Origin of the sequence: Tenacibaculum caenipelagi (assembly GCF_004363005.1) — a bacterium.
In the GTDB taxonomy this organism is placed as follows: Bacteria; Bacteroidota; Bacteroidia; order Flavobacteriales; family Flavobacteriaceae; genus Polaribacter; species Polaribacter caenipelagi.
This window is the reverse complement of record NZ_SNYH01000006.1, coordinates 15,119-37,429: the sequence shown is the minus strand read 5'-3', so window position 1 is coordinate 37,429 and position 22,311 is coordinate 15,119. Positions and strand designations below refer to the sequence as shown.

Below are 22,311 nucleotides of genomic sequence, written 5' to 3'. Positions count from 1 at the left end.
TGACCTTCGTCAAAAGGATTTTCTAGTAAATAAATTAATGAAAAATCTGCTAACTTTATTATTACTTCTAGTAGCCAATATTTTAAACGCTCAATTAACACTACAAGGAAAAGTGGTTGACGAATTTAACAGCCCTATACCTTTTGTAAATGTTGTTTTAAAAAACACCAATTATGGTACCACTACTGATGAAAATGGGAAATTCTATCTAAAAACCCGAAAATATAGGGGTAATTTAGAAATTTCTTTTATTGGTTTTCAAACACAAACTATAAAAGTTAGTCAAAAAACTAAATTTTTAAATATTGTTTTAAAAGAGGGAACTAACGAGTTAGAAGAAGTTATCATTGTTTCAAAACCTAAAAAACGTTTAAAGAAAAAAGAAAATCCCGCCTATCGCATTTTAAAAGAAATTTGGAAACGTAAAAGGAAAAATGGGCTAGACTTAGTCGATTACTATCAATATAAAAAAAATACATCTATTGAAATAGGTTTAAATAATTTAGACACCCTCTTTTTAAAGAAAATTTTCAAAAACGAATACAAACAAGCTATTAAAGAGGTTCAATATGACAGTGATGGTATCAATTACTATATTCCTATCTTCTTAAACGAACAAGTCTCTAAGGTTTATGGCGACAATAAAAACAACAACACTCGAGAAGATATTGAAGCAGAAAAATCAGAAGGTTTAGGTGCTCAAGGGTATGTTTTTGATCGAATGTCAAAAACTTTTCAAAATGTTGATATTTTTAAAAACAACATCAATTTACTTCAGAAACCTTTTATAAGTCCTTTGTCTACAAATGGTTTTGACACCTACGATTATGTTCTTTATGATAGTATTGTTGATAATAATAAAAAACTATACAACATCTACTTCTTTCCTAGAAGAGATGGAGATTTAGCCTTTCAAGGAAATTTTTGGGTTGTCGATAAAAATTTCTCTATTAAGAAATTAAAAATGAAAGTTCATAAAAGTATCAATTTGAACTTTGTAAGAGGGTTATCTTTTGAAAAAGAGTTTGAGGTTAGAAACGATAGCATTTACATCCCTACAAAAAATGCATACGAAGGTGATTTTACCTTTATCGACAAAAACGAAAGCAATAAGGGATTAACCATCAAAAAGAATATCACATTTCAAGATTATATCCTGAACAAACCCTACCCTGAAGCTTTCTATACTCAGGAAATAGTTAAAATAAGACCTGATCAATATAAAAAAGAAAAAACTTACTGGGATTCAATTCAAAGTAACGAAAGCAAAAAGACCCATAAGCTGATTGAAAATGTTAAATCAAAAAAACAAATAAAACACCTTACTGGTCTTATAAACACAGTTGCTAGCGGCTACATCAACACTAATACTGGTATTCAAATTGGACCGTTATGGACTGCTTTTGCTAACAACCAAATAGAGGGGATAAGAACCAAAATGGGCTTTAGAACTTTTGTAACAAAAGATGACCGTTTTCGCTTAAGTGGTCATATTGCTTATGGATTTAAAGACAAAAAAACTAAGTACGGAGCAGAAGCACGTTATCTTTTATCCTACAAACCTAGAATTTCTGTTGGAGCAGCTTATCAAAAAGACATAGAACAACTGGGAAGTACTTTATTTAACACTTCTCAACTTTTAGGGAGAAGTTTTGGTACTACAGCATTATTTTCAAGAGGAGACAACTTCTTTCTTTCAAATATTGAAAAAATAGCCTCAAATTTTGATTATCAAATTCAAAACAACCTTCATATTGGATTTAACTTCACACATGCAAAAATAAAGTCTGCTTCAGAAGAAAACTTCTCGATGAATTATATTGATGAAAGTGGAAACACCCAATCACAAGTAACTAATGTAAATTCAGACATCTATGTTTCATATACACCTGGAAGATTTGTATATGGTTTAGGAGTTGAAAGACAATTTGGACGTAATGTCTTTCCTACATTCGTTTTAAACTATAAAAGAGGTTATAAAGATTTCTTTAACGGAACTCATGAATATGATAAAATACAGTTCAAATACAACCAACCTATCTTACTTAGTAAGTTTGGAATCTTAGATGCTACCTTTGAAGTAGGAAAAACCTTTGGAACTGTACCAATAGCTTTATTGAGTCCTATACCTGCAAACCAATCTTTTTCTTTGGTTAAAGATACTTTTACACTACTTAATTATTACGATTTTGTTACTGATGAATATTTAGCAGGCCATTTCGAACATCATTTTAACGGTTATATTTTAAATAGAATTCCTCTACTAAAAAAATTAAAGCTACGAAGCTTAGTTACTTTTAGAGCTGCTTATGGAAGCATATCTAAAGAAAATATGGCTATAAATAGATCTAACATTAACTATAATACTCCTAATAAACTTTACTATGAGTATAGTGTTGGACTAGAAAATATTGGGTATGGAAATTTACGTTTCCTTAGAATTGATGCCATTTGGAGAAGCAATTATTCTCTTCCTGCTGGCTCAGTAGTGGCTCCTACTCCAAAATTTGCGATTCGTATTGGTGTTAGACCTGGCTTATAATCATGTTATTAACCATAAAATAACCTGTATTTTTTCTTTAAAAAACTAATAAATTACTACTTTTGCAAACCGATTTTAGAAACGAAGAAAAGTTAATAGAATATATGACAGCAAAAGAAAGAAAAACAGTAGATGTTTTAATTGAAATACCAAAAGGAAGTAGAAACAAGTACGAGTACGATTTTGATTTAGGAAAAATTCGTTTTGACAGAATGTTGTTTTCTTCAATGATGTACCCTGGAGACTATGGGTTTATTCCTCAAACTTTAGCATTAGATGGTGACCCATTAGATGTATTAGTTTTAGGTGCTGAACCAACTTTTCCTATGTGTGTTATGGAAGTAAAACCAATTGGAGTTTTCCATATGGCAGATGAAAAAGGACCAGATGAAAAAATCGTTTGTGTGCCTGTATCTGATCCAATCTGGAACAGATATAATGATATTACAGATTTAAACCCACACCGTCAAAAAGAAATCACTCATTTCTTCCAAGTATATAAAGACTTAGAAAAGAAAAAGGTTGATATTGGTGACTGGGGTAACGCTGACGAAGCTTACGAGATTTTAGATAAGTGTTTAGAACGTTACGAAAACAGCGAACATAAAGCAAACGGAAACTTTACTATTTAATAGTAAAATTGACTTTTAAGTTTTAAAAACCTCTCAGTTAACTCTGAGAGGTTTTTTGTTTAGTTATTGATTTTGTTATATTTACGAACACTTATAACTAATCAAATAACAAAAACATGAAACAAAACATGATGTATGTGCCAATAATCTTGGCTCTTTTAGGACTCGTTTTTATGTACACAAAAATGATCTGGGTAAAAAAACAAGATGCTGGAAATGATAAAATGCAATCCATTTCAAAAAGTATAAAAGAAGGAGCTCTTGCTTTTTTAGCTGCCGAATACCGATTATTATTAATCTTTGTAATTATTGCTTCCTTAGCCTTATTTAGTATTTCTCAATTAGTAGACACTACTAGTATTATGATTGTTCCTGCATTTATTGTAGGTGCTATATTTTCCGCTTTAGCAGGAAATATTGGAATGCGCATAGCAACCGATGCAAATGCACGTACTGCCCAAGCTGCCAAAACCAACTTACCACAAGCCTTAAAAGTTTCTTTTGGAGGTGGTACCGTTATGGGATTAGGTGTTGCCGGATTAGCTGTTTTAGGTTTAAGTTTATTTTTCATTCTTTTTGTAAGATTATTTATTTCCAATGAAGGTAATTTTTACAACGAAATGACAATCGTATTAGAAGCGTTAGCAGGCTTCTCTTTAGGTGCAGAATCTATCGCTCTGTTCGCTCGTGTTGGTGGAGGTATTTATACCAAAGCTGCCGATGTTGGTGCCGATTTAGTAGGTAAAGTAGAAGCTGGAATACCAGAAGATGACCCTCGAAACCCTGCCACCATTGCTGATAATGTAGGAGATAATGTAGGAGATGTTGCTGGAATGGGTGCTGATTTATTTGGTTCGTATGTAGCAACTGTATTAGCCTCTATGGTATTAGGAAACTATGTAATTAGAGACATGTCTATAACCTCTCAATTTACTGATGATTTTAACGGTATGGGACCAATACTACTTCCTTTGGTTATAGCAGGAGTGGGAATTATCGCTTCTATTATTGGTACTTTTTTAGTAAAAATCAAAGACAACTCTGCAAGAGAAGCCCAAGTTCAAAAAGCATTAGACACAGGTAACTGGGCAGCCATTTTACTAACCTTAGCAGCAAGTTTTTTCCTAATTAAATGGATGTTGCCAGAAACTATGCAAATGAATTTCTTTGGAGAAGGCATGAAGGAAGTTTCTTCTATCAATGTTTTTTGGGCTGCCTGTATTGGCTTGGCAGTTGGCGCATTAATCTCAGTAGTAACTTCTTACTATACAAGTTTAGGTAAAAAACCCGTACTGGCTATTGTACAAAACAGTGCTACTGGTGCAGGAACCAATATTATCGCTGGTTTAGCTGTGGGTATGAAATCTACATTTTTATCAGTCCTTTTATTTGCTACCGCCATTTACAGCTCATACTACTTTGCAGGGTTTTACGGAGTTGCTTTAGCAGCTTCAGCAATGATGGCTACCACAGCAATGCAATTAGCCATAGATGCATTTGGACCTATCGCTGATAATGCAGGTGGGGTTGCTGAAATGAGTGAATTAGAAGATCATGTACGTGAACGTACTGATATTTTAGATTCAGTCGGTAACACAACTGCGGCCATAGGTAAAGGGTTTGCTATTGCCTCTGCTGCATTAACCGCTCTCGCTTTATTTGCCGCTTATGTAACTTTTACTGGAATTGACGGAATTAACATTTTTAAAGCAGATGTTTTGTCTGCCCTATTTGTTGGTGGAATGATTCCTGTAATTTTTTCTGCCTTAGCAATGCAATCAGTAGGAAAAGCAGCTATGGAAATGGTACATGAAGTACGTCGTCAGTTTAAAGAAATCCCAGGGATTATGGAAGGAACTGGCACTCCTGAATACGCAAAATGTGTTGATATTTCTACCAAAGCCGCTTTAAAAGAAATGTTATTACCAGGATTAATTACTATCATCACCCCTATCATTATTGGGTTAATTTTCGGTCCTGAACCTTTAGGAGGATATATGGCTGGTGTTTGTGTTTCAGGAGTTATGTGGGCTATCTTTCAAAATAATGCTGGTGGTGCTTGGGACAATGCTAAAAAATCGTTCGAAGCAGGTGTTGAAATTAACGGTGAAATGACATACAAAGGTTCTGATGCTCATAAAGCAGCAGTAACTGGAGATACTGTAGGGGATCCTTTTAAAGACACTTCGGGACCTTCCATGAATATTTTAATTAAGTTGACATGTTTAGTAGGTTTGGTAATTGCCCCTATTTTAGGAGGACACTCTTCTGATATACATGAAGAAACAAAAAACATTCAAGTTTTTATTGACAAAAATGGTGAAAAGCATGAAATAAAGTTATCTACTGACACTGGAGCTCCTATAGAAAATATCGTTGAAAACACTATAAAAGTTGAAATTGAAAAAAATGAAGATGGTACTGCAAAAGCTACTGTAACTACTACAACCGTTGAAAATGGTAAAGAAGTTATCAAAGAAGAAATTTTCGAAGGCACCTTAGAGGAAGTTGAAAGTAAGATAAAAGAATATGAAAATACCCAAAAAATCATGAAGCAAGTAGAAGAAATTGAGAAAAAAGAATAGTACTCATATCTTATAAAACCTAAACCCGATAGTATTATTTCTATCGGGTTTCTTATTTTTGTGCGATGTCAAGAACTATCCGTATTTTTTCTATAGACGACCCAACACTCTTTAAACAAAAGATGTTTGTTTGGGCTCAACAATTTGAAACTGCTATTTGGCTAGATTCAAATAACTATGAACAACAATATAGTTCTTTTAATTGTGCCTTGGCTATGGAAGAATTTACTTCAATCAAAACGGATTTTCAAGGTGCTTTTGAACAACTGAAAGAATATCAATCCTACACAAAAGATTATATTTTCGGATATATTTCTTACGATGTTAAAAACGATATTGAAAAACTAACATCTTCTAATTTTGACGGATTAAATTTTCCTGATTTATATTTTTTTCAACCTCAAAAATTAATATTTATCAAAGAGGATAAGGTTGAATTTCATTATCTACAAATGATTGATGATGAATTAGAAGAAGACTTTGAAGACATTATTGAAACTAACCCGAACCTAACTTCAAATGGCAAAGGAGCGTTTTCACAAGAAAACGACATTAAAATAAAATTGAGAATCCATAAAGATGAATATCATCAAAAAGTAGAAAAAGTACTAGAACATATTCATCGAGGCGATATTTACGAAGCTAACTTTTGTCAGGAATTTTATGCAGAAAACACAGTTATTAACCCATATGAAGTGTATGTACACTTAAACAAAATATCAGAACCTCCTTTTGCCACTTTTTTTAGAAATGACAGCCATTACTTGCTATCTGCAACTCCTGAAAGATATATCAGAAAAGAAGATTCAAAAATTATTTCACAACCCATTAAGGGCACTGCAAAACGTTTAATTGATCCTATTGAAGATGAAAAAATCGCGTTTGATTTAGCGCGTGATGAAAAAGAACGCTCAGAAAACATCATGATTGTAGATTTGGTACGTAACGACTTATCTAAAACCGCCAAAAGAGGAAGTGTTCAAGTAGAAGAGTTATGCAAAGTATATCCTTTTAAACAAGTACATCAAATGATTTCTACCGTAGTTTCTGAAATTAAAAATACCACACATCCTGTAGATGTTATAAAAGATACATTTCCTATGGGAAGCATGACAGGTGCACCAAAAATATCTGCTATGAAGATTATTGAAACTCTAGAAGAAACTAAACGCGGATTATATTCAGGAACTGTTGGTTATTTTACACCTGAGGGCGATTTCGATTTTAACGTAGTTATCCGAAGTATTTTATACAATGCCGAAAATAAGTACGTTTCTTATTCGGTTGGAGGAGCCATTACTTCAAAGTCTACTCCAGAAAAAGAATACGAAGAATGCTTATTAAAAGCTAAGGCCATGAAGTATGTTTTAACTCATACTAATAAAAGTTAACTATATTTATAACATTAAAGTCCGTAATATGGGCATCTAATTTAGTACACCAACCAAAACTGAGTCGACAAATAACAAACTATTACAAAAAATAAAGAGATGAAAAACACTATCAAAATTTTCCTTTTTGTTGCTATTATAGCAACTGTAACATCATGTAAAGTAAATAAATACTCTTTTTTAAGCGATTATCCTGCCAAAACAGTTCCTTTAATTGACAGCACAAACTTTAGCAATCATATAGAAGGCAAATTACTAACTAAAACACAACAAGAACTTTTAAAATTACCTTCTATTTTTGAAGAACAGCTAAATGATGAAAATGCTAAAATTGGTATTTCATATCTTCCTAAGATATCAGACAACTACCAATCGATAGTATATTATTTTTATCCTAACCACAACGAGCTAATCTCTATGTTGGTAAATTATGACAATCAATTTAATATTATCAACAGCCAAGTATTAGCTTATGATGAAATAGCTGAAGGTATGCTAAGAACCACTTCTACCCTTAACAAAAACAGTATTGAACTGATTGAATATATTTCAGACTCTCCTTCTACTATTATTTTTAATATTTTAGAAGATGGTAATATCACTAGAAAATAATGACACACAATATATTTACATTCAGTTTTCATAAAACTAAGTTTTTTGGACAGTATTGGCAACCAGAAACTACAAAAGCTATTGTAGTTATTGTTCACGGAATGGGCGAACATTCGACTAGGTACGGACACGTTGCTCAAAAGCTAACCGATAATAACTTCGGAGTAATTGCTTTTGACCATTTTGGACACGGAAAAACAGCTGGTAAAAGAGGACACAACCCTGGTTTTGATTATGTATTAGAAAGTGTTACCAAACTAATTGAAAAAGCCAATGAAATTTTTGGTGACAAACCTATCTTTTTATACGGGCATTCAATGGGAGGAAATACTGTGATTAACTATACTCTTAGAAGAGAGCATAATTTAAAAGGTACTATCGCTACAAGTCCTTTTTTACGACTAGCCTTTCAACCACCTGCCTGGAAATTATCATTAGGTAAAGTCATGCAAAAAATAGCTCCGTCTATAACCTTAGGTAATGAGTTAGATCCTAATGATGTATCTCGTGATTTTAGTGAAGTAAAAAAATACATTGACGATCCATTAATTCATGATAAAATCAGCCCTAATTTTTCTTTATCATTTATAGATGCTGGTGAGTGGGCTATTCAAAATGCCTCATCTTTAAAAACTCCAATGTTATTACTTCATGGTACAGGAGATAAAATTATCGACTACAAAGGAACAGAAGCCTTTGCTAACAATACCTCAAAAGCTAGTTTAAAACTATATGAAGGCGGATACCATGAATTACAAAACGATTTATGTAAAGAAGAAATGTTACAAGATGTTGTAAACTGGTTAAACTCCCAATTATAAAAATTATTGACCCTCTCCCCTATGCTTGAAGAATTAGCAAAACATATTGATAGTCGTCTTCCTTTTTTAAAAGGAAGAAAACTACTAATTGCTGTTTCTGGGGGAATTGACAGTGTTGTATTAACTCATATATTACATCAGTTAGGATTTAGTATTGCATTGGCACATTGTAACTTTCAATTACGAGGAAAGGAAAGTGATTTAGATGAAAAATTTGTTGAGAATTTGGGTAAAAAACTAACTCTTACAACATTTACAACTCATTTCAACACTAATAAATATGCTATTGAAAATAAATTATCAACTCAATTAGCAGCCAGAGAACTACGTTATAATTGGTTTAATCAATTAATCAAAAAGCATCATTTTGACTATTTGCTTACAGCTCATCATGCAGATGATAATTTAGAAACTTTTTTAATCAACTTTACTCGAGGTACTGGTTTAGAAGGACTAACAGGAATCCCTGTAATAAACGAAAATATAGTTCGACCTCTACTTGTTTTTTCTCGTGATGAAATTTTGAACTTTGCACAAGAGAACAATATTAAATGGCGTGAAGATAAAAGTAATGCGGAAACGAAATATCTTCGAAATAAGATACGCCATCAAATAACCCCTCTATTAAAAGAACTGAATCCTAACCTTTTAGCTTCTTTTAACAAAACAATTGACCATTTAAATCAGTCTCAACAAATTATTAATGATAAAATAGAAGAAATTTCTACAGAAATTCTTTCAAAAGAGGGTGATCTGTTAAAAATTAACATTCAAAAACTGTTAAAATTATCGAATCTAGAAGCATACCTATATCAGCTCTTAAAGCCTTATAAATTCACGGAATGGAACGATGTTTATAGCTTAATTCACGCTCAATCTGGCAAACGAATTTTAACAAAATTTTATACTTTGTTGAAAGACAGAGATTTTTTATTACTTTTACGCACTAATGAAAAAAGTTCATTAACTGATGAGCATTTCATTATAAGGGAGGGAAACAATAAAATTACAACGCCAATTCAACTGTTGTTCGAGAACGTTCATACAAGAATGATTATCGACAACAGAAGCATATACGTTGATAATAAATTACTTAGTTATCCATTAATCCTTAGAAAATGGAATGTCGGCGATTATTTTTATCCTACAGGAATGTTAGGGCGAAAAAAAATCAGTAAGTATTTTAAAGACGAAAAAATATCTGTAATAGACAAAAATAAAATTTGGTTACTCTGTTCAAGTAAAAATGAAATTATTTGGATTATTGGCAAACGACAAGACAGACGCTTTTTACCAACAGAAAAAACAACCGAATTACTGAAAATTAGTATTTAATTAACCCCATCAAACTACATAGAATGAAAAAATTCTTTACTCTATTTTTATTACTCATAGGTTTTGCGGTTTATTCTCAATCCGACGATAATCCTGTAGTTGTAACTCCTAAGGTCGAGAAAATCTCAGACACAGAATACGACTTAATTTTTGACGTGCTTGTAGCAGAAGACTGGCACTTATACTCTCAATATAACCCAGAAGGTGCTTCTTTACCAATGATTATTTCTCCAGCTGAAGGGCAAACTGGTTATGCTTTAAATGGTAAAGCTAAAGAAAGCGATACTGAAACAGAATTCAGTGAAATTTGGGCAATGGATGAAATTTTCTTTGTAGAAGAAGCTAAATTAACACAAAGAATTACTGTTCAAGATACTTCTTTAACAACAGTAACTTTAAATTTTAAAGCTCAAGTATGTAAAGAATACTGTTTACCTTTTGATGAAGACTTTACTTTCTCTTTAACTGGTGAAAAAGTTTCTCAAACTGTTGCTGAAGTTGACGATAAAAGTAAAACATTATCTCAGTCTTTAAACTTAGACTTAAAAAATACTGTTTTATTAAAGAGTTCTACTGATACATCAGAAGATGAAAGTGACAACACTTTATTAAATATTTTCCTTTTAGGTTTTGTTGGTGGATTGTTAGCTTTTTTAACTCCATGTGTATTCCCAATGGTACCTTTAACAGTATCTTTTTTCACAAAGCGTACTGAGAAGAAAGGCAGAGGAATAGGTAGTGCAGTTTTATATGGTTTCTTCATTGTTTTAATCTATGGATTAATCAGTCTTCCTTTCCATTTCTTAGACACTTTAGATCCAGAAATCTTAAACAGTATATCAACTAATATCTGGTTAAACTTATTCTTCTTTGTTATTTTAATATTCTTTGCTGGTTCATTCTTTGGTTTTTATGAATTAACCTTACCTAGTTCTTGGAGTAATAAAGCGGATAGTGCCTCTAATATTGGAGGGATTATAGGTATCTTCTTCATGGCTTTAACCTTAGCTATTGTATCATTTTCATGTACAGGTCCTATTTTAGGATCGTTATTAGCAGGATCTTTAAGCGGAGGAGCAATGCAATTATCAGTAGGTATGGTTGGTTTTGGTTTAGCATTAGCATTACCATTTGCTCTGTTTGCTATGTTCCCTAATTGGTTAAATACTTTACCTAAATCTGGTGGATGGTTAAACTCTATTAAAGTTGTTTTAGGATTTATTGAATTAGCTTTTGCTTTCAAATTTTTATCAAATGCTGATTTAGTTGGTCACTGGGGATTATTAAAAAGAGAGATCTTTATTGGTATCTGGGCTTTTATAGCATTATTAGTGGCATTGTACTTATTTGGTATTATAGGAAAAAGATATGGAAAGTTAACATTCTTTAGAGTGTTAGTAGGTCTTGCTTCACTAGCTTTAGCTGTGTATTTAGCTCCTGGTGTTTTAGAAAAGCCTATGTGGAATCAAAATAAATTATTAAGTGGTTTTGCTCCACCTAAATTCCATAGTATCTATCAAAAAGACAACCACTGCCCACTTAACTTAAACTGTTTCAAAGATTTTGAAGAAGGTATTGCATATGCAAAATCAGTTAACAAGCCTGTATTGTTAGATTTTACAGGATGGGCATGTGTAAACTGTCGTAAAATGGAAGAAAATATTTGGAGCCAACCAAACATCTATTCTTTAATCAATGACGATTACGTATTAATTTCATTGTACGTAGATGATCACCAAAGAATGTTACCTGAAGAGGAACAATTTGACTTTATCAAATCTAATGGTAAGGTAAAAAGAATTAGAACTTATGGTGATAAATGGGCTACATTACAAGCTGCTAACTTTAAAACAGCATCTCAACCATTTTATGTATTAATGAGTCCTGAATTAGAGGTTTTAAATTCACCTCAACAATATACAGACCATACAACATATTACAATTGGTTAAAAACTGGTTTAGACCGTTTCAATACCAAGTAATAGTATACTTTTACAATAAAAAAAAGCCTCTTTTTAAAAAGAGGCTTTTTTTTGTACAACTAGTAACTGTTCTATATTCTTAACATACTTTCCTTACACCATCATATTTCTCATTTTTTCCTATCTTTAACAGAAAGAGAAAAAATATGCTAGTAAAAGTCTATGGAAGCTCAGTTTTTGGTATTGAAGCTACCACCATAACTGTAGAGGTAAATATTGATAAAGGAATAGGCTATCATTTAGTGGGTTTACCTGACAAAGCTGTTAGCGAAAGTTCCTATAGAATTTCTGCTGCTTTAGCTAATAACAATTACAAACTTCCGGGAAAGAAAATTATTATTAACATGGCACCTGCCGATATTCGTAAAGAAGGAGCTGCCTATGATTTAACCTTAGCTATTGGAATATTAGCTGCTTCTAAACAAATTCAATCATCAAACATTGAAGAGTACATCATTATGGGAGAACTTTCTTTAGATGGGAGTTTACAGCCAATAAAAGGGGCTTTACCTATGGCTATTAAAGCACGTGAAGAAGGATTTAAATATTTGATTCTCCCTAAAGAAAATGCTAAAGAAGCTGCTATTGTAAGTAACCTAACTATTTTAGGAGCTGAAAGTATTATAGAAGTAATCAATCATTTCAATGGCGATAAGCTAATTGAACCTACAATAGTTGACACCCGTGCTGAATTCTACAAACACATTGATTTTCCTGAATTCGACTTTGCTGATGTAAAAGGACAAGAATCTATTAAGCGTTGTATGGAAATAGCAGCAGCTGGTGGTCATAATATTATTTTAATTGGTCCACCAGGAGCCGGAAAAACCATGTTAGCAAAACGACTTCCATCTATTTTACCTCCAATGACGTTGCACGAAGCATTAGAAACAACCAAAATACACTCTGTCGTTGGTAAAGTTCAAAATACTGGCTTGATGTATCAACGCCCTTTCCGTTCTCCCCATCATACAATTTCTGACGTAGCATTGGTAGGCGGAGGACAATATCCGCAACCTGGTGAAATATCTTTAGCTCATAATGGTGTACTTTTTTTAGATGAACTTCCAGAATTCAAACGTACCGTTTTAGAAGTAATGCGTCAACCTTTAGAAGATAGAGAAGTTACCATCTCAAGAGCTAGGTTTACCGTGAATTATCCTAGTAGCTTTATGCTAGTGGCTAGCATGAACCCTAGTCCGTCAGGATACTTCAATAATTCAGACTCTCCAATGACCTCCTCTCCTGCAGAAATGCAACGTTATTTAAGTAAAATATCTGGTCCGTTGTTAGATAGAATCGATATTCATATTGAAGTAACACCAGTTCCTTTTGACAAACTATCCGAAGAGCGAAAAGGTGAAAGCAGTGTTGATATTAGAAAACGTGTAACAAAAGCTAGAGAAATTCAAACCGAGCGATATAAAAATTTCGAGAATACCCATTATAATGCTCAAATGAGTGTAAAACAAATACGAGAATTTTGTAAACTATCAGAAGAAAGCAAACAATTGTTAAAAATTGCTATGGAAAAATTAAATCTTTCAGCACGGGCTTATGATCGAATTTTAAAAGTATCACGTACTATTGCCGATTTAGCGCAAGCAAAAAATATCGAATCAGAACATATTACTGAAGCCATACAATACAGAAGCTTAGACCGTGAGGGTTGGTTGAATTAATTCTTATAAAAAAAGAAACATACTATAAAGCTATTAATGATAAAAACATAAAAAGGAAACCAACTTGGTTTTTAAATATACTTATTGCTTTTGATTAGTTAGGCAACGCTTTTGCAAAAGGAAACCCAGACAATACAATCTCTGCTCGCATTGGTTTTTTTATGCACCACGAAGAAGGAGACCCTTCTAGATTTTGGAAGCTACTAGAAAACGTAGTTAACTTCACCTTTAAGCCTATAGATAGTATTGAGCATTGCTTTGTTGCTTACTGTCATGATAAAAATGAAATCTATCAAAAAGCTAATTGGGTTTCAAAAATCATTTTATTCATTTTTGTTGTTGTATTTTGTATCTCTTTTTTAATAGTCATTATTCGCGTAGTTGCTTTTCTTTTTTCAGGAGTAAAATCTCAATATGAAGAAAATGGCATAGAAATATCATTAAAAACTATTAACACATTACGAAAAGAACATTGTGGTAGTGATTAATATTTTTTTAACACTTATACTTTAAATAATATTTATAAATTTACCGTTTACTACAAAAATTTTATAGATGAAAAAATTTATTTACACATCACTTTTTGCATTAGCCTTTATCGCTTGTAACAAAGAATCAAAAGATTACGTCACTTTCTCTGGAAAAATAACTAATAAAAATTCAGACTCTGTTGTAATATCAAATCCACAATTTCAATTTAACAGAGTTATCAAAGTTGATGAAAATGGGATGTTTAAAGACACCATGAATGTAAAAGATGGTTTCTATAGATTTTTTGACGGTAAAGAATATGCTACTTTATATTTAAAAAATGGGGCCGATATAAATATGTCTCTAGATGCAAATGAATTTGATAAAACAATTACCTTCACTGGGGATGGTTCTAAAGAAAGCGCTTTCTTAGCTCAGGCTTTATTAAAACAAGATGAATTATTTGGAGATAAAGAATTAATGGATTTACCTGAGTTAGATTTTAGAGCTAAAGTTTCTTCTTTTGTTGATGGGTTTAATAAAAATATAGATGCCGCATCTTTAGATTCAACTTTTGTTGCCAACCAAAAGCAAAGTATTACTGGTTTAGAAAAGTACTTAACAAAGGTATACAACGACAAGCAATACTTAGCTAAAACTTTAGCTGCTGGTAAAGAGTCTCCTAAATTTGTTGATTACGAAAACCACAAAGGAAATACTACTTCTTTAGATGATTTAAAAGGTAAGTATGTATATATTGATATGTGGGCAACTTGGTGTCAACCATGTAAAAACGAAATTCCTTTTTTAAAGACCGTAGAAGAAAAATACCGTGAAAAAAATATCGAGTTTGTAAGTATTTCTGTTGATAGAGAAAAAGACTACGAAACTTGGAAAAAAATGGTTACTGACATGGAATTAGTAGGAGTTCAATTATACTCTAAAGGAGATAAAACTTTTGCTGATGCATATAGAGTAAACAGTATTCCTCGATTCATTTTATTAGACCCACAAGGAAACATTGTAGATGCAAATGCACCTAGACCTTCTAGTCCTAAATTAATTGAGTTATTTGATTCTTTAAAAATGTAATTCATTTTAAAGTTAAAATATATCACAATAAAAATCCCGCAACTAAGTTGCGGGATTTTTTATCTTTATTCTTTAGATTCTATGAACTAGTATCTATAGTGTTCTGGCTTAAATGGTCCTTCAACAGTTACTCCAATATAAGCTGCTTGATCTTCGCTTAATTCTGTTAATTCAACACCAATTTTAGCTAAGTGTAATTTTGCTACTTTTTCATCTAAATGCTTTGGTAACATATACACTTCATTCTTATACGCTTCTGAATTCTTCCATAATTCGATTTGCGCTAATGTTTGGTTGGTAAATGAGTTAGACATTACAAAACTTGGGTGACCAGTAGCACAACCTAAGTTTACTAAACGCCCTTCTGCTAATACAATAATGTCATTACCTTTAATGGTGTATTTATCAACTTGTGGTTTGATTTCAACTTTAGTATCTCCGTAGTTTCCATTTAACCAAGCCATATCGATTTCATTATCAAAGTGACCAATATTACATACAATCGTTTTATCTTTCATTGCTTCGAAGTGCTCTGGACGAACGATATCTTTGTTTCCTGTAGTAGTAATTACGATATCAGCATTTCCAACAACAGTTTCTAATTTCTTCACTTCAAAACCATCCATTGCTGCTTGTAACGCACAAATTGGATCAATTTCAGTAACGGTAACAATACTTCCTGCTCCTTTAAATGAAGCTGCAGTACCTTTACCTACATCACCGTAACCACAAACCACTACTCTTTTACCTGCTAACATTACATCTGTAGCACGACGAATTGCATCTACTGCAGATTCTTTACATCCGTATTTGTTATCAAACTTCGATTTAGTAACCGAATCGTTTACGTTAATTGCCGGCATTGGTAGGGTTCCATTCTTAACACGCTCGTATAAACGGTGAACACCCGTAGTCGTTTCTTCTGACAATCCTTTAATTCCTTTAGCTAATTCAGGATATTTATCTAATACCATGTTGGTTAAATCTCCACCATCATCTAAAATCATATTTAATGGCTTACGATCTTCACCAAAGAATAAGGTTTGCTCGATACACCAATCAAATTCTTCTTCATTCATCCCTTTCCAAGCATATACAGGAGTACCTGCAGCTGCAATTGCCGCAGCAGCTTGATCTTGAGTAGAGAAAATATTACAAGAACTCCAAGTAACCTCAGCACCTAAAGCTTGTAATGTTTCAATTAAAACCGCAGTTTGAATTGTCATGTGTAAACATCCTGCAATTCTTGCCCCTTTTAAAGGTTGCTCATCTTTGTACTCTTCTCTTAAACTCATTAACCCAGGCATTTCCGCCTCTGCCAATTCAATCTCTTTTCTTCCCCATTCGGCTAAAGAAATATCTTTAACTTTGTAAGGAACATATGTAACGGTTTTTGTACTCATATTTTTGTATATTTATATATCTTATTTTGAGTCGCAAAATTACGAAATAACTTTCTAAAATATGCCTCTTTACAAAACATTAACGGTTAACGAACACGCTAAAGCACTGATTTGGAAGATTGATGAACCTTTCGAAGAGCTTTCTAAAGGGATAATTCTTACCGATGAAAATCGGCAACGTGTAAACAACATGAAGTCCGATTTACATCAAAGAGGTTTTTTAAGTGTACGCCATTTATTAAAAGAGTTTGGGTATACCGATAACGATTTGGTATATGATGAGTATGGAAAACCACATTTAAAAGATGGTAATTTTATTTCGATAACGCATTCTTTTATTTTTTCTGCAGTTATTGTTTCAACCCAACAACCGGTAGGAATTGACATTGAAATGCAGCGCGATAAAATTGTAAAAATTGCCCATAAGTTCACTCCTATTGAAGAGTACAAATCGATTGCTAACCACGATGCTTTGGTAAGTAAACTAACCATTGTTTGGGGAGCCAAAGAAAGTTTGTACAAAATATACGGAAAGAAAAAACTACTCTTTTTAGAAAACATTTATATCGAAGATTTCTCTTTCGAAAACAATGAAACAACTGGGAAAATCTTGTATGAAAGTGAAACTTCCGACTACGATATTCGCTTCTTAGAAATGGAAGGTTTTACCTGTGTATATGCATACTAAGGAACAATTCCTTTAAAACATCTTAAACAACTTTGAAACTTTGTAACTTTGTCTCTTTTCAATAAAAAGAACGATGAAAATCTCTGTAGAACTTACCCTAAGTCCACTTCAAAACGAATTTGAAGAACCTATTATCAATTTCATTAAAAAGTTAAGAGCTTCTGGTTTAACGGTACTTGAAAATCCGTTAAGCACCCAAGTATATGGTGACTATGATACCGTAATGAGCTTGATTACTTCTGAGCTAAAAAACACGTTTGAATTAATAGATAATGGACTTTTATTTATGAAGGTTGTAAAAACCGATCGTAGCGATTATGAACCAACTTTTTGATTTCCTTTTTGGTCAATATGCTGACTACAACCCTATTGAAATTTGGCTAGAAATTATTGCCGTAATTTTCGGTTTTTTATCGGTTTGGTATTCTAAACAGAATAAAATTTGGGTATTCCCTACGGGAATGGTTAGCACCGCTATTTTTGTTTACTTATTACTTAAGTGGGGTTTGTTGGGCGACATGATGATTAACGGCTACTACTTTATTATGAGTGTGTACGGGTGGTATGTTTGGACCCGTAAAGTAGATGCAACGCATGTAACACCAATTTCTAGAACTACAGCCAAAGAGAAAAAAATTAGTGTACTAATATTTTTGGCAACTCTATTGTTTGTATACATTGTTTATACTTCTTTCGACAAATGGAATAGCTGGACAGCATATGTTGACACGGTTACCACTGCCATATTTTTTGTTGGAATGTGGTTAATGGCAAAACGAAAAATAGAAAACTGGGTGTACTGGATTATTGGAGATATTATTTCAGTTCCCTTTTACTTTTATAAAGGATTTACCTTTACCAGTTTTCAATATTTAATTTTTACCTTTATTGCAATAGCAGGATATGTAGCATGGAAAAAACACTTAAACAACAACCTATCAACCTTGTAAAGGTGGTGTTATTCGGTCCAGAAAGTACAGGAAAAACAACGCTTTCTGGTCAGTTAGCACGACATTACAATACGGTTTGGGCTCCAGAATATGCTCGAGAGTATTTACAAGATAAGTGGAACAACGAACGTAAAACTTGTGAGCAAAGTGATTTAATTCCGATTGCTAAAGGACAAATTGGCTTAGAAAACGAGTTGGCTAAAAAAGCCGACAAGGTCTTGATTTGTGATACCGATTTGTTAGAAACTAAAGTGTATTCTGAAGAATATTATGGCGGTTTTGTAGACCCTAAACTAGATGAAGCTGCTATTGAAAATAGTTACGATGTTTATTTCTTAACCTATATCGATACGCCTTGGGAAGCAGATGATTTACGCGACAGACCAGAGCAACGTATAGAAATGTTCCAAGCGTTTGAAAATGCGTTAAAAAAATACAACAGACCATATGTGTTGCTAAAAGGAGATAAAGAAACCCGCTTTAAAAAAGCCGTAGCAGTGATTGACGAATTACTAGCTAGAAAAGAAAACCTGTACTCTTTTTCAGATACATTGACCGATGCTCCTAATTACGATTTATAAGAATCCCTAAACGTCATTCCGAACGACGAAGGAGGAGGAATCTCAATAATAGGAGTAACTTCTGTTCTTTAAAACTCCTAACACCAAACTTTAAGATTTCTCACTTCCGTTCCTCTACAGTTCGAAATGACGTGTGAATTGTCATTAATATGACATTTATTTATACATGTCACCTCCAACGTATGTGAGAGGTCTCTATGCTAGCCCTTCGTACCTCCTTCGAAATGACGAGTTGCGTCATTGTGAGCGATAGCGAAGCAATCTGTTTGTTGAGAAAAAGATAACCACGTCATAAACACTCCTCGTTATGACGAACCTAAAAACATACCGTCATTACTACTATCGCTAAACGTCATTCCGAACGACGAAGGAGGAGGAATCTCATTAACAGGAGTAACTTCTGTTCTTTAAAACTCCTAACACCCAACTTTAAGATTTCTCAGTCGTAACCTCCTTCGAAATGACAGCTATTAATTATTATAACCTAACATAAACAATCTTAAACATCATTTCGACCAAAGGGATAAATCTCATCAAGCGGAGTAACTTCTATTATCAAGGAATCTTTACAAAAAACAACAGATTCCCTATATTTGAGGTACTCATTGAAAATCATGAACAAAGAACAACTATTAAAAGAACTCAATTTTAAAGCCGTACGAAGCTCTGGTGCAGGCGGACAGCATGTAAACAAAGTATCCTCTAAAGTAGAACTGACCTTTACTATTGAAGACTCTGAGGGACTCACAGATGAAGAAAAAGAACTGTTACTTAAAAACCTAGACAACAGATTGTCTAAAGACAATGCATTAACCTTAAGCTCTCAAGAAAGTCGCTCGCAACATCGTAATAAAGAGTTGGTAATTGAACGCTTTTTTAACTTAATAGAACAAGCTTTAGTAGTACCTAAAGTACGTAAGGCTACCAAACCTAAAAAAGCAGCTGTAACCAAACGTTTAGACGAAAAAAAACAACGCGCTGAAAAAAAAGAAAACCGAAAAAAATTTCGGTTTTAGGGTTATAAATAATTTACTTTAGAATGAAGTAGATTTAATGCTTTTCAACTGTTTTGTATATGAAAAAAGTTGTATTTTTTAACACCGTTTTTCAATATAGTAGAAGTGAAGCAATTTTTTATATCCGTTGTTAGGCACTTTACTTTTAGAATAATATTAAAGTTGATATTAACGGTAAAGCTATTATCAAAATGTATTTTATTTTACTAACATAATTAAATTCAATCCACACTTTAAAAATAAACCAATTCTTGTTTTTTATATAATTATATTCTTCATCGTTGATTCTTTTCATTCTATAATAATCAAAATCAATTGATTTATGATTCAAGTTTGACTTTTGAATAATGACATTATAATCTTTAGAAATGTTTTTTATATCATAAATGTTTGGAGTTGTTAAGCCGTTTATATAAAAATATAATTTATCACTTAAAACAGAAAGTTGTGTTCCGCAATTGTGATATTCCGTTGATTTAGATTTATAATTTCTTGCATTAATTATGTTTGAAAGAACAAGAATGAGAATTGAAAACGAGACAGTTATAAAAGTTATAAAATTCCCAGTTAGAAATGCAGGTCTTGGCTCTATTAAAACAAGTAAATTCACAACAATTATATAAACTGAAAAAATATTTATAGTCAAAGAAGACCAAGTGTCTATGTCTTCTAATCTTTTTGCTGCGACAAAACGACTTCCTTTTGTTTCCTTAATTTTTTTGTTTAATAGTTTAATTTCGTCTTCCATGTTTAGTTATTTTTTTTTAAAAGGGCTACTTAAAAAACATAATTGCATTTTTTCCTAAAAGGAAATCATAAGCTTCAAAGAGTCTATATTACAAATACTTGCAAAAAAGCAAGTTCCTTAAAAAAAGGAAGTAGCCCTAATTTCTAAAAGTAATTATATCCTATGTCTTTCTCAACATTTTGAAGTTGTTTATTTTGATATTTTTCAAACATTTTTTTTATCTCCTCATCTTCGTAGTGAATGTCGGGATTTAATTTCCCTCTAAAGGTTAAAAAATCTCGTTTCCTTTTAATTGAGTTATAATTATCGTAATTACTTATGTAGTTTTTATTTTTATCGTAAGAAATCACATAATAAGTTCTAACTAGTTTTTTTAGGTTTTTGGGGATTGTCTTAAAATACTTTTCACTTAAGAAAAAGCTTTGAATAATTTTATCTAATTTAAATAACAAAGATATGTCTGTCATTTCGGAGAAATAAAACAACCAACCGTAGTTTTTGTCTTTAGAAATTATTCCTGTTATACTGTCATTTAATTCTTCTATAAAGATTTCTACTAATCTTTCTTCAGTTTTTATCCAATTTGGTCTTAAACTAGGGTTGTTTAAATTATTCCTGAACCAAGTAAACTTTCCAGCAATTCTTTTAATGAATTTTTCTATATTATTCTCAGCGATAGATATACTTTTAATACCAATTGAATAACTCAAAAAATTAAATTCTTTTTTTAATGAGTTTCTTTCTGTTTTTTCTTCATTAAGCTCTAAGTCAAGCTTATTAAGGCTTTTTTCGATATTATTATTCCTATATTTAGTAATTTCTCCTTGATTTAAAATGATTATATCATCGACATATCGCTGATAGAAAAAATTACGTTTTTTAATGTCTTTGTCAAATTCATGAAGGTATATTTGAGCTAAAATATTTGAAATTGCTAACCCTTGAGGGATTCCCTTATTGGTTAAAAATCCATTATAATTATTTTTTTTAGTTGAGGCAGGAATTGTTGGAGTTGAAATTGTCTTTTTTATTAATTCAATCAAAGTATTATCAACCTTTTTCTCTTTTAAAATATTAATTAAAATAGTCCTATTTATTCTATCATAAAAATTTTTAATATCAAGTTTTATATAATGAATGTTTTCTTTACTATTTGATGCATTTAAAAAATGCTTCAAATCTTTTATATAATGATTTGGCAATTTTCTGTTTACACTTTCAGGAAATTTATTGTGTAAGTATTCCTTTAATGCTAAGAGAGTTACCCTATCTCGTAAAGTTGGCACAGAAATTAACCTTGGAAGTTTAAACCTGCCTTTTAATTTAAGTACTTCTAAATAAGGTGTAAATTCATAACTTGAATCGATTACTTTTCTATGGATTATAGCAAGTTCATTTCCTTTATTGAAATTTAAACAATTGATTTTGTCTAATCCTTTTGATTTTGAGTCTTTATATTTTTTTTCATATAAGATTGATAAGGTTTCTTCAGAAAAGTATTCTGTCATAATCAATTTTTATTCAGTATTGTGCCTAACTCGTTATATACCAAACTTTAGTTTTTTTATCCCGATAAAAGCATGGGATATCATATAAGTTTAGCAATTTTTATACACTCTCAAATATATCAAATCCAATACTTTATCAAAAGTAAAGTTATTAACGAGTTACTGCTATTTGTTAATTAATTATAAAAAGCTAATTGCTCTTACAATTCTTGCGAACCTAACACAAAGTGTGTATACATTTTTACGGAATTCCACAAAGTCAAATATTTAAG

Annotated in this window: 19 protein-coding genes; 16 read left to right on the top strand and 3 right to left on the bottom strand. The window is 32.0% G+C overall.

The features are described from left to right. Window positions 1–37 precede the first annotated feature (37 nt). The 11 genes from DFQ07_RS13085 to DFQ07_RS13035 all read left to right on the top strand — a co-directional run bounded on the left by DFQ07_RS13085 (window position 38) and on the right by DFQ07_RS13035 (window position 15,145). On the top strand, window positions 38–2,542 hold the full coding sequence (locus tag DFQ07_RS13085; protein ID WP_133537604.1) for a DUF5686 family protein: 2,505 nt from the start codon (window positions 38–40) through the stop codon (window positions 2,540–2,542). Window positions 2,543–2,646: 104 nt separating this feature from the next. Next, entirely contained in the window at window positions 2,647–3,174 is a 528-nt protein-coding gene (locus DFQ07_RS13080) for an inorganic diphosphatase (RefSeq protein ID WP_133537907.1), read from the top strand. 116 nt (window positions 3,175–3,290) lie between these two features. Continuing rightward, window positions 3,291–5,759 carry a sodium-translocating pyrophosphatase gene (locus tag DFQ07_RS13075; RefSeq protein ID WP_133537602.1) on the top strand — a complete coding sequence of 823 codons (2,469 nt, stop codon included), beginning with the start codon at window positions 3,291–3,293 and terminating at the stop codon, window positions 5,757–5,759. Between the two features lie 65 nt (window positions 5,760–5,824). Continuing rightward, on the top strand, window positions 5,825–7,150 hold the full coding sequence (locus tag DFQ07_RS13070; RefSeq protein ID WP_133537600.1) for an anthranilate synthase component I family protein: 1,326 nt from the start codon (window positions 5,825–5,827) through the stop codon (window positions 7,148–7,150). Window positions 7,151–7,249: 99 nt separating this feature from the next. After that, on the top strand, window positions 7,250–7,762 hold the full coding sequence (locus tag DFQ07_RS13065; protein WP_133537598.1) for a hypothetical protein: 513 nt from the start codon (window positions 7,250–7,252) through the stop codon (window positions 7,760–7,762). Then, the gene (locus tag DFQ07_RS13060; RefSeq protein ID WP_133537596.1) at window positions 7,762–8,583 is read left to right on the top strand and encodes an alpha/beta hydrolase; all 822 of its coding nucleotides are present in this window, start codon (window positions 7,762–7,764) and stop codon (window positions 8,581–8,583) included. Before DFQ07_RS13065 ends, DFQ07_RS13060 begins: the two co-directional genes overlap by 1 nt. A gap of 21 nt (window positions 8,584–8,604) precedes the next feature. Next, entirely contained in the window at window positions 8,605–9,918 is a 1,314-nt protein-coding gene (tilS, locus tag DFQ07_RS13055) for a tRNA lysidine(34) synthetase TilS (protein ID WP_133537594.1), read from the top strand. A 23-nt stretch (window positions 9,919–9,941) separates the two neighbouring features. After that, window positions 9,942–11,900, top strand: coding sequence for a protein-disulfide reductase DsbD family protein (locus tag DFQ07_RS13050; protein WP_133537592.1), 1,959 nt, complete (start codon window positions 9,942–9,944; stop codon window positions 11,898–11,900). 146 nt (window positions 11,901–12,046) lie between these two features. Then, window positions 12,047–13,582 (top strand): YifB family Mg chelatase-like AAA ATPase, encoded by a 1,536-nt coding sequence (locus DFQ07_RS13045; protein ID WP_133537590.1) that lies wholly within the window; start codon window positions 12,047–12,049, stop codon window positions 13,580–13,582. A 161-nt stretch (window positions 13,583–13,743) separates the two neighbouring features. Next, window positions 13,744–14,070: a flagellar basal body-associated FliL family protein gene (locus DFQ07_RS13040; protein WP_133537588.1), complete on the top strand. Its 327-nt coding sequence runs from the start codon at window positions 13,744–13,746 to the stop codon at window positions 14,068–14,070. Between the two features lie 67 nt (window positions 14,071–14,137). Beyond that, window positions 14,138–15,145 carry a TlpA family protein disulfide reductase gene (locus DFQ07_RS13035; protein WP_133537586.1) on the top strand — a complete coding sequence of 336 codons (1,008 nt, stop codon included), beginning with the start codon at window positions 14,138–14,140 and terminating at the stop codon, window positions 15,143–15,145. An 86-nt stretch (window positions 15,146–15,231) separates the two neighbouring features. Here DFQ07_RS13035 and ahcY read toward each other — a convergent pair whose 3' ends face one another. Then, window positions 15,232–16,548: an adenosylhomocysteinase gene (ahcY, locus tag DFQ07_RS13030; RefSeq protein WP_133537584.1), complete on the bottom strand. Its 1,317-nt coding sequence runs from the start codon at window positions 16,546–16,548 to the stop codon at window positions 15,232–15,234. A 61-nt stretch (window positions 16,549–16,609) separates the two neighbouring features. Here ahcY and DFQ07_RS13025 point away from each other — a divergent pair, with 61 nt between their 5' ends. The 5 genes from DFQ07_RS13025 (at window position 16,610) to arfB (ending at window position 19,783) form a co-directional block, all read left to right on the top strand. Continuing rightward, a complete protein-coding gene (locus DFQ07_RS13025; protein WP_133537582.1) occupies window positions 16,610–17,236 on the top strand; it encodes a 4'-phosphopantetheinyl transferase family protein in 627 nt (208 codons plus the stop codon). A gap of 73 nt (window positions 17,237–17,309) precedes the next feature. Beyond that, window positions 17,310–17,570, top strand: a complete 261-nt coding sequence (locus DFQ07_RS13020; protein WP_133537581.1) for a hypothetical protein — start codon at window positions 17,310–17,312, stop codon at window positions 17,568–17,570. Beyond that, window positions 17,554–18,186: a nicotinamide riboside transporter PnuC gene (gene pnuC / locus DFQ07_RS13015; RefSeq protein ID WP_133537579.1), complete on the top strand. Its 633-nt coding sequence runs from the start codon at window positions 17,554–17,556 to the stop codon at window positions 18,184–18,186. The genes DFQ07_RS13020 and pnuC overlap by 17 nt, the downstream gene beginning before the upstream one ends. After that, window positions 18,147–18,767, top strand: coding sequence for an AAA family ATPase (locus tag DFQ07_RS13010; protein ID WP_133537577.1), 621 nt, complete (start codon window positions 18,147–18,149; stop codon window positions 18,765–18,767). Before pnuC ends, DFQ07_RS13010 begins: the two co-directional genes overlap by 40 nt. A 614-nt stretch (window positions 18,768–19,381) precedes the next feature. Beyond that, complete coding sequence (arfB, locus tag DFQ07_RS13005; RefSeq protein WP_133537575.1) at window positions 19,382–19,783, top strand: alternative ribosome rescue aminoacyl-tRNA hydrolase ArfB; 402 nt, start codon at window positions 19,382–19,384, stop codon at window positions 19,781–19,783. Between the two features lie 145 nt (window positions 19,784–19,928). Here the strand turns inward: arfB and DFQ07_RS13000 are convergent, their stop codons facing one another. Further along, on the bottom strand, window positions 19,929–20,531 hold the full coding sequence (locus tag DFQ07_RS13000; RefSeq protein WP_133537573.1) for an SLATT domain-containing protein: 603 nt from the start codon (window positions 20,529–20,531) through the stop codon (window positions 19,929–19,931). 143 nt (window positions 20,532–20,674) lie between these two features. Beyond that, the gene (locus tag DFQ07_RS12995) at window positions 20,675–22,039 is read right to left on the bottom strand and encodes a reverse transcriptase/maturase family protein (RefSeq protein ID WP_133537571.1); all 1,365 of its coding nucleotides are present in this window, start codon (window positions 22,037–22,039) and stop codon (window positions 20,675–20,677) included. Window positions 22,040–22,311: the final 272 nt, after the last annotated feature.